Below are 12599 nucleotides of genomic sequence, written 5' to 3'. Positions count from 1 at the left end.
TATTTAATAAATATATATTTACTCACTTCGAAATTATTTTAAAAATACTCCAAACGATTTTAACTAATTCCAAGAAGATAGCGCTGCCATGGTGAACTTTTCACCTCTAAAGCTAAGAACAACCTGCTGTGGCAGTATTTCACTGAGTAGTAATTCACGACCAATATAATCTCCTTCATAACGATCACGACCATTCACCCTGACCCAACCTTGACCATCACTCGCATAAATGTGCATTTCAAACGCAAGCGAAGGCACACCGTCTTGTACCCAAGTTGGCATTTGTGTCAGCGGAATTAGCTCACTATTCTCCACGGCGAAATTATCTCTCGGCTCGTTACTTTGCTGAGTTTGTTCGATGGCAGATTTAAAGCTTGCCAATAACGCGTCAGACACCCCTTCTTCAGCTTTAACAACGAAATTATTAGACGTTGCTTTTTTAACCGCTGGTACAATTTTTTGCATTGTGGTTTGTGAGTCTGCTAACTTTTTTTCACTCGCAATAAATTCATTTTTATCATCCGCTATCACAGTATTGTCGCTAGAAGTTTTAACATGGGTAGTTTCAGTGACAGAATTTCCAGGGTTGACCTTGTTTTGCTTCGACTGTGTGTTATTTTTATCAACAACAGAGCTAAGTTGATTCGTGGTACTGTTAATCGCATTACTACTCTCACCACTAACGCCATCCGCGCTACTTACTGTTGCAGGTATTTCTTGATGAGTTAGCTGTTTTTGCTCAACGATAGTATCAGCCTGACTTTTAGTAGCATCGGTTACTTGAGTGTACTGGCCAATGTCGCGTGATTGATAAGCACCCCACCAAACGCCTGCAACTAAAACTAAACATAATGCCCCCATTAGGCCACCCGCTTTGATCCACGAGTTTCTCCACCACGGATTCACTTGAAATTCATCACCTAAGGCATCGTGAGCCGCTTGTAGTACAATTTTACGATTAACCACGGCATTGTTACTGTTATAGGCGTTCATCAAAGAGCGTTCTGCTAACAGGTTCATTAAGCGAGGGATACCTTTGCAGGTTTTATGGATGGCATTGACCGCGCTCTTATCAAAAATATTGCGAAAACATTTTGCCACTGACAAACGGTGTTTCAGATATTGAGCAACTTCTTGCTTATTCAACGGCAATAAATGATAACGCGCAGTTATTCTTTGCGCTAATTGGCGTAAATCTCGACGCTGCAATAACTGCTGTAGCTCAGGTTGACCAATTAAAATAACTTGTAATAGTTTTTTTGTATTGGTTTCTAAGTTTGTTAACAAGCGAAGCTGTTCTAACACTTCTGGTTGTAAATGCTGCGCTTCATCAATAATCAACAGAGTATTAATATCATCACTATGATTTTTAAGTAACTTCTGTTGGATTTTATCAGTGAGCGTTTTTAGGGTTGCACCAGTTTTACGATAACGAATTTTTAATTCATCACAAAGGGTCGCTAACAATTCTTGGCTAGAAAGGGTTGGATTAAGAATAAAAGCGGCTTGCGTATTTTCAGGCAAGTTTTCCATTAAGCGACGACTTAGCGTGGTTTTGCCAGTCCCTACTTCACCGGTAAGCAAAACAAATCCGCCGGTATCACCTAGACCATAAGTTAAGTGATTAAGCGCTTCGCGATGACGATCACTCATAAACAAATAATCAGGGTTTGGCGCAATTGAAAATGGCTTTTCTTCTAAACCAAAATAGCTTGTATACATAGTAAATCTTAACTGATGAAACGACCCTGTGAAATTACCCTGAACGCGATCATATGTCAAAAATCACGTGCAATTGTGTTAAAATTTATTTTATAACAATTTAATTATTCGATATTATTTATTTTTCAGAGGTTTATAGCGTTTAATGGCAAATAAAATGCAGCAACTAAACACTTTTCTTGTCGGGGGCGCCGTGCGCGATTCTCTACTCAATCGCGCCGTTGTTGACAATGACTATGTAGTTGTTGGCTCCAGTGTCGACGAAATGCTCAGCCTTGGTTTTATACAAGTAGGCAAAGATTTTCCAGTATTTATTCATCCAAAAAGCAAACAAGAATACGCATTAGCACGCACAGAAAAAAAAGCTGGCCAAGGCTACACCGGTTTTAATTGCAATGCATCAACGAGCGTTACCCTCGAAGAAGACTTAATGCGAAGAGATCTCACCATTAATGCGATGGCGATGGATAAAAACGGTAAAATAATTGACCCTTACAACGGCCAAATAGATCTCAACAATCGCAAATTGCGTCACGTTTCAGCCGCTTTTATTGAAGACCCACTTCGAGTTTTACGCGTTGCTCGTTTTGCCGCTCGCTACCATGAGTATGGTTTTACCATAGCGGCAGAAACAATGACCTTGATGACAAAGCTCAGCGAAAGTGGCGAATTATTAAGCCTTTCTGGTGAACGAATATGGCAAGAGATGGAGCGAAGCTTAGCCGATGCTAATCCAGAAGTGTTTTTTCAAATGCTATATCAATGCCAAGCGTTGAAATCACTTTGGCCTGAGCTACATAATTTATGGGGTATTCCTAATCCTGAGAAATGGCATCCAGAGATTTGTTCTGGAATACATACCATGATGGTATTAAAGCAAGCAGTGTTACTTTCAGCAAAAACTAGCGTTAGGTTCGCCAGTGTTTGCCATGATTTAGGTAAATCGTTAACTGAAAATGAACAGTTACCTTCTCATCCTGGTCATGAAACAGCAGGTTTACCTTTAATAGAGGAACTGTGTGAACGTTTGCGGGTACCAACAGCACACAAAAATTTAGCGTTAAAAGTTTGCCAATTTCATCTGCATGTACATAAAATATTTGAATTAGAAGCCAGTACTATTTTAAAACTTTATAACCAGCTAGATGTTTGGCGCAAGCCAGAAGAGTTTCTTGATTTTCTACTTTGTTGCCAAGCAGACTTTACTGGTCGCTTAGGTTTTGAAACCCGTAAATACCGACAAAAAGAATTTCTTTATAATGCATTTGAAAGACTAAGCCAAGTAACGGCTAAGCCATTTGTTGAAAAGGGTTTAAAAGGGCTCGAGATTAAAGCAGCGATATCACAGCAAAGGCTTGAAAAATTAAAACAATACAAACAACACTATATGCACCAACACAATATTACTTAATTGATCAAACATTTCTCACGGTAAAGGCCTATCCCAATAAAAATCGCTAGGCATAAAAAAGCCATATCAAATGATATGGCTTTTTAGACTTAATTCACTTTTACATTAAAAGTTATAAGTTGCTTTTACGTAGTAGAAACCACCGTTGTAATCAAATGGACCACTTTCGTAATATTGAGCACCAAGTACACCGTATGATTCTTCAGGTAACTTTTGAGCTTCTTGGTCGAAAAGGTTATTCGCACCAGCAGACAATGTAATACTGTCATTTACGAAGTAACTTACTTCTGCATCAATAGTGATTGCTGAATCAGCAATTTCATTCCAACAACCGATTGCACAAGTATCATCAGCGTGTGTTGCAAAGTACTCACCAAAGTAGTTAACACGTACAAAGCTCGTTACACTATCCCAAGTTTGTGAAATAGTGAAAGTAGCACGATGATCAGGCATACCTTCTTCTAAACGATGTACTTTACCTTCATCGGTAGTAGCTGGATTAAATTTATCAACTGTCGTTTCATTCCAGTTATATGCTAATGATAACAATGTATCACCGTCTAATAACTCCATTGAATAGTTAGCAACAACATCAACACCTTGAGTAGTGGTATCAAAATCGTTAGCAAAGTATGTTACTGCAGAAATCAACTCTGGATTCACTACACCAAGCGCTTCAAGTTGAGCATAGTCAGCCGCTTGAACGTCAATTTGGCTAGACTGTGCTAAACGATCAGTTACTTCAATATTGTAGTAATCAAGTGTAAAGAAGAAATCACCCTCTTGATAAACCATACCACCAGCAAAGCTGCGTGATTCTTCAGGTGTTAATTCTTTACCGCCATAAAACGCAGAAAGTGGATTAGTTGGTGGAGCAAGGAACGTTTGAATTAATTCACCCATCACTAATGATGTTTGAGTATTTACTACGTTTGCTTGACCAACCGTTGGTGCTCTAAAACCTGTGCTGTGAGAAGCACGTAATGAGATTTCATCGTTAACCGTATACTGTGCGGTTAGCTTATAGTTAGTTGTGTTACCAAAAGTAGTGAAGTCTTCATAACGTACAGCTGCACCAAGTAAAAAGTCTTCAGTTAACTGAGCTTCAACATCCACATACGCGGCAATGTTACGACGGTCATTACGGCCTTGAGTTTCAGGACCAAAACCTTTAAAACCATGTGAACCAATGTTGAAACCTTGGTCAGCAAATGCACCTGCTTCCCATGAAGCTTTATCACCAGAAACAATTTCAAAACTCTCTTCACGCCATTCTAGGCCTGTCGCAACATTTACTGGTTCTTCAAGCCCCATTTCAAAACCTTTAACTAAATCAAAGTTGAAGGTTTTTTCCATTTGGATGTAGCTACCCGTTTGAAAATCAACAGGGGTATCTAAACCAAGTGACGGGTTTAACGTATTTTTTAAATTAAATTTAGATTCGTTACGACCTACTGTACCACTTACATCATAGTACCAACCTTCAAGCATGCCACTGTTAATATCACCTTTGGTGCCAACAGTTAATGAAGTATCAGTAATATTGCCACCAAATTGTGGGGTATAACCACCTGGGAATATTTGGTTCATTGAGAAACAGTTAGGATCAGCAACCATTGCTTGATATTCAGGAGTATTCAGAACATTACCAACATTAGCAGGTACTACATCACACGTGCGAGCTGCGCCTTGTGATTGTGCAATATCACCAACAAGCAATGTATCACCGCCATCAATAGAATAAACATTGCCACGGTTATGTGGATTACGGTAGTAAAAACCACCAGTAACATCACGTTCAGAATAGTTACCGAACATGTAGAATTCTTTATCATCGCCTAAATCTAAACCAACATTACCAAACAAAGTAATATCATCTTTAACTTCAGGATTACCCCAAATTTGCGCTGGATTTTGAATTGAAGTATTGCCTGCGTCTGCGATACCTTGTGCATCAGGACGTTGTACACTTCGGCTAGTTGCATCAGCATTTTTTAATTGAAAGCTTAAGTTTACAAAGCCATCTTTCGTAAATGGTAAACCGACATTACCGTCTATAATAGTTTGGTCACCATCACCTTCGTAATATGAACCTTTTTTCACAGACATTGAACCGCCGTCTGAATCATCTTTCAGTACAAAGTTCATTACACCGGCAATCGCATCAGAGCCGTATTGTGCTGCAGCACCATCTCGTAATACTTCAACCTGCTTGATAGCAACACTTGGGATTACTGAAATATCAGGACCTTGAGCACCATCATTAATACCACCACCTTGGAAAGCAATAACTGATGCACGGTGACGACGTTTGCCGTTTAAAAGTACTAACGTTGAATCAGATGGCAAACCACGTAAGTTAACTGGGCGAATTAGTGATGCAGCATCACTAATAGGTTGTGCGCGTGCATTCAATGATGGAATAGCACCAACTAACATGTCTAGCATGTCACTTGAAGCATTCTTACCTAGCTCATCACCACCAATAATATCAATTGGTACTGGCGATTCAGCTACTGAACGTGGAGCTGAACGTGAACCAATGACGGCGATACGTTCAACACTTTCTTTTTTTGCTGCGTCTTCTGCAAAACCTGCAGCAAAACTAGGAGCTGTTCCTAATGCGATACCAACAGCTAAGGCTAATGTACCGGTACGAAATGTTGTAGACATGTTATTTCCTTCCTAAATATATGAATATGCTTTTTATAGTTTTAATTTTATTTTTACCTATTGCGATTATCGCAACAGATATTGGTGCGGATAGTCTAAAAGGCTTCATTCTTTATAAAACAGCTAGAAATGCTTTACAAGCACTGATTTACTTCAACATTTAGTATTAGGAGGATAAAAAGAATTGATATGCAAATGTATACAAAATATATGCAATACTACATTGGTATAGGTAATTAACCTGCACCCTACAGCGCATCTGCGTTGTAGAAAAATATTCAAACAAACAATGTGCGAAATTGTTCGTATTAAATCAAATAGTCTCTGCATATTTAATCAATAAAAAATAATTTAAAAAAATGTAAATAAAAATGAACTTTTTCAAAAGTCTTATTTACCTTTACGTAAGGTAGAGTTAAATATTAGTTACCAAGGTTAATAGCTTGTTAACAGCGAGGTCTGGGGCAAGTCTTTATTTTTTGCAGTATATGCAAAAATATCATTGGATGGACTAAAAACAAAAAAGCTCCACAAATGTGGAGCTTTATAAGTTCATAAAACGATATTTTTAATCAGCAGCTAAAATAGTCGCGCTAACTTCACCAAAACCTATGCGTGCAGCGCCCGCTTTTTTACACCAACCTTTCATGATCACACAATCACCATCTTCCAAGAAAGTACGCGTTTCACCATTAGGTAATTGAATAGGCTCAGCGCCTGCATTTGACAATTCAAGCATAGAGCCAGCTTCTTCAGGATTAGGACCTGATTGCGTACCACTACCAAACATATCACCTGAACGAAGGTTACAACCATTAACGGTATGATGCGCTACCATCTGCGCTACTGTCCAGTATGAATCTTTAAAGTTTGATTGCGACAACTGTACTGCTGGTTGCTTTGATTTACGCATAGATTCAGTTTCAATTAATACCTGTAAACTTAAATCTAAAGAGCCAAGGTCACGATTCTGTTTTGACTCCAAGTATGGCAATGGCTGAGGGTCGGCCACGTCACGTGTCCACGAAGAGCGATAAGGCGCTAGTGCTTCTGACGTAACTATCCAAGGTGAAACTGTTGAAGCAAAACTTTTCGACAAAAATGGCCCTAATGGCTGATATTCCCAACCTTGAATATCGCGTGCCGACCAGTCATTAAATAAGCACATACCAAAGACGTGTTCCTCAGCGTTCTCAATACTTATTGGCTCACCTAAATCATTACCCTTACCAATAAATATACCCACTTCCATTTCATAATCTAAACGCTTACATGGGCCAAAAGAAGGTTCGGTTGCAGTTGGTGCCTTAGTTTGTCCTTTAGGGCGCTTGAAATCATTACCAGAAACCTCAATTGAAGAAGAACGGCCATGGTAACCAATAGGCACCCATTTATAATTTGGTAATAATGGATTATCTGGACGAAACTTGCTGCCAACCGATGTGGCATGATGAATAGAAGTGTAAAAGTCAGTGTAATCACCAATTTGACATGGCAAAGCGTATTCAACATCCGTTTGGGCGACTAAACATGATGCTAATGCAGCTTGCTGTTCTGAACCTTGTGTTAATGCTTGTGACAAAGCTTGACGTAAGGCACTCCAATAACGCTTACCCATCGACATAAAATCATTAAGTTGAAAATGACAACATTGTTCTAAGGCCAATTGTGCATCACCTTGAAAAACATTTGAGGCGAATAATGCTTTTAAATCTATAACCTGATCACCAATAGCAACACCTGCTCGAAAGTCCTCTTTGCTGCCTTTTCGTTTAAAAGTAGCAAAGGGTAAGTTTTGAATTGGAAAATCACAATCTTCCATATTGGCAGACTCTACCCAACTGGTTAAAGCCGGATTATGCGTTTCATTAAGTAGGTTGGTGTTCGACATGGGCTAAAAACTCCAGAAAAATGTGAAATACGTGTTTGAAATACACGTTAATAAATATGTAATAGCGCGATATTATAACAAGCGATCCTATAAAGGCTATGCCAATAAAATATACTTGATAAACAACTGTCAACAATATGTTGCAGGAACAAGTTTACAAACACTTTAGTTTAACGTTTTCAAAAATATTAACCACAGCACTATTCTCTGTATTACACATTTGCTAGAATGCTGCCGCTTTATCAATTGATAAAAAATTAGCATCCCTGCTTTGTTAGTGGGGTTACATTCAATCTATAGCTCCTGACTTACTATCGGGCTCGCTCAATGGGTCAATAAAATATGAATAACATTACCGTTTGTGCATTATATAAATTCGTTCGCTTAGAAAACTTCGACGCAATTAAGCCATTATTGTTAGCAGTGATGGAAGATAATGCTGTTAAAGGCACCTTACTTTTAGCACTTGAAGGTATTAATGGCACTATCGCAGGCTCACAAGTTGGCATAGACGCCGTGCTCGAATTTATTAATAGTGATAGTCGCCTCTCAGGTGTGTCAACTAAATGCTCCTTTCATCAAGAAAACCCTTTTCAACGCACTAAAGTTAAATTAAAAAAAGAAATTGTCACCATGGGTATCGAAGGTATTGATCCAACATTAACCGTTGGCACCTACGTTAAACCTAAAGATTGGAATGCGCTTATTTCTGATCCCGAAGTGCTATTGATAGATACGCGTAATGATTACGAAGTAGAAATTGGTACCTTTAAAAATGCCATTAATCCTAACACCGAAACTTTCCGTGAATTTCCTGATTATGTTGCGAAAAATTTAGATAAAACCAAACACAAAAAAGTTGCTATGTTCTGCACCGGAGGCATACGTTGTGAAAAATCAACAGCCTATCTAAAAGAGCAAGGCTTTGAAGAGGTTTATCATTTAGAAGGTGGGGTTTTAAAATATCTTGAAGACGTGCCAGAGCAAGAAACAATGTGGCAAGGCGAATGCTTTGTGTTTGACGCTAGAGTCGCCGTTAATCATAGTTTAGAACGTGGTAAATATGACCAATGCTTCGCCTGTCGCTATCCTATTACTGACGCAGACAAAACCAGCGAACATTATATTCAAGGTGTAAGTTGCCCACGTTGTTATGATAAATACACTGACGAGCAAAAAAGTAGCTTTCAAGAACGTGAAAAACAAATCAACCTAGCTAAAGCTCGCGGTGAAGAGCATATTGGCGGCGAGATAAAGCAAGTTATTGCTGAGCGTCGAGCAACTAAAAGTGCCGTTAAGCAAGCACAAAATAAGATAAGTTAGCTAATAGCCCACAAATTAAATAACTCGATAAAGCCCTAAAACATGGGCTGTATACCTATTAAAAATTGAAAGACTATATGCACTAACACCTGTATACCTAACAAATGTAGTTATTGTTCAACTTAGCGTTTCAATAGCGCTCTTAGAACAATAAAATGTTTTTAGTTATGGTTACAGGTATTCTCCTAACATTTGTCCAGCGGCCTTAATGACTTTAAGCTTCTTGCTTAACTACCTTGATGAAAGTAATCAAATATAGCGTTACTCAAATAATCTCCTAAGATTGGTTGGCAACCTTGATGTGTATATTTAGGTTAATACAATAATTGGGTTAGATAAACCTGAGGTATCCAAAAAAAACTGGCTTTCTAACTTCCGCACTAGCAGCTTTTTAAAGCATACATAATTCGACTTTCCGTAGTTTTCTTTTTCACCTGTAATTAGCTAAGTGAAATATAGCTTCTCAATTCAAACATAATGCTTATATAAAGATACTGAATATATTTACCATTGCCTAAGTTAATTATTTGCCTGAAAGATGATAACTGGAAATAAACAGTACGATAACTATACTGAAATCGGTGATTAAACAACCAAAATTATTGATGTAATCTTTAACTCTAAAACTTAAAGGTCTAATAATAATTCAATAATGAAAAATAAAGGAACTATTATGAACAAAATAATAACTATACTGGTAGCACTTATTTTTACATCTTCTGTGCTAGCTGAAGAGACTAAAGCTTATACGCAATTTGACACATTTCGCTTCACTGTAAACAATAAAGACGCTAAGAAACTAACCAGTAACATGCGAAGTCATATAAAAAAATACCATGTCACAGGTGCGCTTAAAACCAAGATTTATAACGTTACCTATGGCGCCAATACTAATGAATTGATTTGGGTTATGGGTCCTATAAGTTATGCTGAGTTTGACTCTCGACCTGATGATAAAAAACACGATGATGATTGGGCTGATAACATCAATCCATATATTATCTCTTATAATCAAAGTGAAATTTGGCGCATCATGGACGGATTAATGATTAACAATATTGACGAAAAAGCCGCTGATCCAGAAAAGTATATAGCGAGATATCTTACGGTTAACTCAGATCAAGAAGAGGAGGTTATCCACTATTTACTGAACCAAATAAAAGCTACTCTCAACAAAACTGGTAAAGTTAATTATTGGTCAGTTATGTCAAACCAATTCATTCAAGGAAATACAAATGGACGCCATCTCATGGCTATTTCATCCATGAACTCTTGGGCTGAGCTAGATGATGATTGGGAGTTTAGTAAACATTTTGAAGCCTTATACGGAAAAGGGAGTTACAAAGCGTTTAGAGCGAGTTATGACCATACTTTTAAAAATCAATGGCAAGAAGTTATCGAAGTTAATAAGGAAATGAGTGGTATGTAACTACTTATCTAATAGTGTAAATAAGAAGCTTATTTTATAAGGAGAAATTAGTTTTTGTCTGGTGTTACTAAAAGAAAATATGGTGCCTTGACCCGGAATCGAACCAGGGACACGAGGATTTTCAATCCTCTGCTCTACCGACTGAGCTATCAAGGCACTATCTTTACTGAAATAAACTAGAAAAGTATCGTATTCATTTCGAAAGAAGCGACATAATATCTAGATTTAACCTCACTCGCAAGCCATTTTGTTAGTTAACCTCTACTAGCGTAGATAATGGATTGAGATAGCATAAAAAACCAACAGTTAGAGTATTGCCCTACCAAACTTATACCTATTGAGTTAAGTTGATGTTCATACTTGCAGATACACAGATTTAGATCATCTTTGAATAACTTGATATTAATTTCAATTGGTATTATTAATTTTAGCACGCGATAGTGTTCATCATAGCTATTAAAATGAGCGGTATTGAATCAACTTGCTATTAACACAACTTGCTCTGAAATTTTGAAGTCTCCTCATTTCCTACTCATGATGCCCTTCCCGTAATAAATAATAAAATAATTCACAGGGAGAAAAGCCTGAGGACAGCGGGAGAAGTAATTAAATATTCAAGAGCACATATTGTTCCTGGCTAAATAAACATAAGAATCTGCAGGCAAAGCAGATTTTACAGGTTCAGAGTACATTAGGATAATCGACTATTTATTTAGATTAGTATTAAAATCGTAAGTCATATTTTTATAAGGAGATAATCCAACAGCAATTGCTGATATTTCCCAGAACTACAGCCATAAAAAAGCCAGTATAAATACTGGCTTACTTTAAAGTCTATTGAGCGAGTCTATTAACTAAATATCGCTTTCATTATCCAGAAGAAGATAATTGAAAGACCTGCACCTATTGGTAATGTAATCACCCAAGAGATAACAATATTACGTACTACACCTAAGTTAATTGCTGCAATGCCACGCGCCATACCTACACCTAACACAGCACCCACTAAGGTTTGTGTAGTTGAAATCGGTAAGCCTGCACCTGAAGCAATAACAACCGTACATGCTGCAGCTAACTCTGCGGCAAAACCACGACTTGGTGTTAAATGCGTAATACCATTACCAATAGTGGCAATAACACGATGACCGAACAACGCAAGACCTGCAACAATACCTAAACCACCTAGCGGTAAAATCCACCAAACTAGCGTAGCTTTCTTAGCAATTTCACCGCCGTTATCAACAATACTCACTACAGCCGCTAATGGCCCAATAGCATTGGCAACGTCATTTGAACCGTGGGCAAATGCCATACAACAAGCCGTTACTACCATTAAAACTGCAAACACTTTTTCAACATTAGCGTAATGGGTAGTTTTATCAGCTTTATCATCAAACTTGAGGCGAGTAATAAAATACTTACCGATAAAAGCCACAATGATTGCAACAATAATGGCGAGGTAATAGCCACCAGCACCAGCAATTTCAAAGTTATAGAAACCTAAATTGATATTGTCTAAACCAATATGCTTCAAGCCCTTTTTAATCGTAACTAACGACAATACAAAACCGGCTAAAAACATGTAAAACGGTACATAACGTTTCGCTTGTTCTAATGGTTTGTCAGTATCAAAAATAAGCTTTTGTGCGCTATTAAATATAATAAAAGCAATAACACCTGAAATTAACGGTGTAATAACCCAACTACCAACAATTCCGCCTACTTTGCCCCAAGCTACTGTATCAGGGCTTATGCCGATTGCGGCAAAGCCAATAATAGCACCAACAATTGAATGCGTAGTTGATACGGGCCAGCCTAAGATAGACGCCACTAACAACCAAGTTGCTGCTGCTAATAGGGCTGAAATCATACCAAAGACTAAGAGTTCAGGAATATCGACAAACAACGCCGGGTCAATAATGCCCTTACGTATGGTTGATGTAACCTCACCACCCGCTAAATATGCGCCAGCAAATTCAAAAATCATTGCAATGATTATGGCTTGCTTAATCGTTAGTGCTTTTGAACCAACTGAAGTTCCCATTGCATTAGCAACATCGTTTGCACCTATGCCCCATGCCATAAAAAAACCAACGGCAGCGGCGATCATGACTAACGTTGAGCCATGAGAGAGTATTATTTCCATGAGT

The 12599-nt window shown here is 38.0% G+C and carries 7 protein-coding genes and 1 tRNA gene; 3 read left to right on the top strand and 5 right to left on the bottom strand.

Annotated elements, in window-relative coordinates; translation table 11 throughout:
- Positions 1-63 precede the first annotated feature (63 nt).
- Positions 64-1722, bottom strand: a complete 1659-nt coding sequence (locus H4J38_RS06060; RefSeq protein ID WP_182130530.1) for an AAA family ATPase — start codon at positions 1720-1722, stop codon at positions 64-66.
- 145 nt (positions 1723-1867) lie between these two features.
- On the opposite strand from H4J38_RS06060, the gene H4J38_RS06055 reads away from it, so the two are divergent.
- Entirely contained in the window at positions 1868-3133 is a 1266-nt protein-coding gene (locus H4J38_RS06055; protein ID WP_182130528.1) for a multifunctional CCA addition/repair protein, read from the top strand.
- A gap of 105 nt (positions 3134-3238) precedes the next feature.
- On the opposite strand, the gene H4J38_RS06050 is transcribed toward H4J38_RS06055, so the two are convergent.
- Positions 3239-5806, bottom strand: coding sequence for a TonB-dependent siderophore receptor (locus tag H4J38_RS06050; protein WP_182130526.1), 2568 nt, complete (start codon positions 5804-5806; stop codon positions 3239-3241).
- Positions 5807-6374: 568 nt separating this feature from the next.
- Positions 6375-7697 carry a fumarylacetoacetase gene (gene fahA, locus H4J38_RS06045; RefSeq protein ID WP_182130524.1) on the bottom strand — a complete coding sequence of 441 codons (1323 nt, stop codon included), beginning with the start codon at positions 7695-7697 and terminating at the stop codon, positions 6375-6377.
- Between the two features lie 342 nt (positions 7698-8039).
- Here fahA and H4J38_RS06040 point away from each other — a divergent pair, with 342 nt between their 5' ends.
- Positions 8040-9020 carry a rhodanese-related sulfurtransferase gene (locus tag H4J38_RS06040; protein ID WP_182130522.1) on the top strand — a complete coding sequence of 327 codons (981 nt, stop codon included), beginning with the start codon at positions 8040-8042 and terminating at the stop codon, positions 9018-9020.
- A gap of 673 nt (positions 9021-9693) precedes the next feature.
- A complete protein-coding gene (locus H4J38_RS06035) occupies positions 9694-10449 on the top strand; it encodes a hypothetical protein (protein WP_182130520.1) in 756 nt (251 codons plus the stop codon).
- 80 nt (positions 10450-10529) lie between these two features.
- Here the strand turns inward: H4J38_RS06035 and H4J38_RS06030 are convergent.
- Both H4J38_RS06030 and H4J38_RS06025 read right to left on the bottom strand, forming a co-directional pair.
- A tRNA-Phe gene (locus H4J38_RS06030) sits at positions 10530-10605 on the bottom strand.
- A gap of 694 nt (positions 10606-11299) precedes the next feature.
- Positions 11300-12595, bottom strand: a complete 1296-nt coding sequence (locus tag H4J38_RS06025; protein WP_182130518.1) for an inorganic phosphate transporter — start codon at positions 12593-12595, stop codon at positions 11300-11302.
- Between the last annotated feature and the right edge of the window lie 4 nt (positions 12596-12599).

The organism is Colwellia sp. BRX10-3 (assembly GCF_014077505.1).
Classification (GTDB): domain Bacteria; phylum Pseudomonadota; class Gammaproteobacteria; order Enterobacterales; family Alteromonadaceae; genus Cognaticolwellia.
This window is presented reverse-complemented; position numbering and strand designations above follow the sequence as displayed.

Bases quoted from the DNA above. Each gene is read 5' to 3' on its own strand.
- H4J38_RS06060 (WP_182130530.1), bottom strand. From the start codon at position 1,722: ATGTATACAAGCTATTTTGGTTTAGAAGAAAAGCCATTTTCAATTGCG.
- H4J38_RS06055 (WP_182130528.1), top strand. From the start codon at position 1,868: ATGGCAAATAAAATGCAGCAACTAAACACTTTTCTTGTCGGGGGCGCC.
- H4J38_RS06050 (WP_182130526.1), bottom strand. From the start codon at position 5,806: ATGTCTACAACATTTCGTACCGGTACATTAGCCTTAGCTGTTGGTATC.
- fahA (WP_182130524.1), bottom strand. From the start codon at position 7,697: ATGTCGAACACCAACCTACTTAATGAAACGCATAATCCGGCTTTAACC.
- H4J38_RS06040 (WP_182130522.1), top strand. From the start codon at position 8,040: ATGAATAACATTACCGTTTGTGCATTATATAAATTCGTTCGCTTAGAA.
- H4J38_RS06035 (WP_182130520.1), top strand. From the start codon at position 9,694: ATGAACAAAATAATAACTATACTGGTAGCACTTATTTTTACATCTTCT.
- H4J38_RS06025 (WP_182130518.1), bottom strand. From the start codon at position 12,595: ATGGAAATAATACTCTCTCATGGCTCAACGTTAGTCATGATCGCCGCT.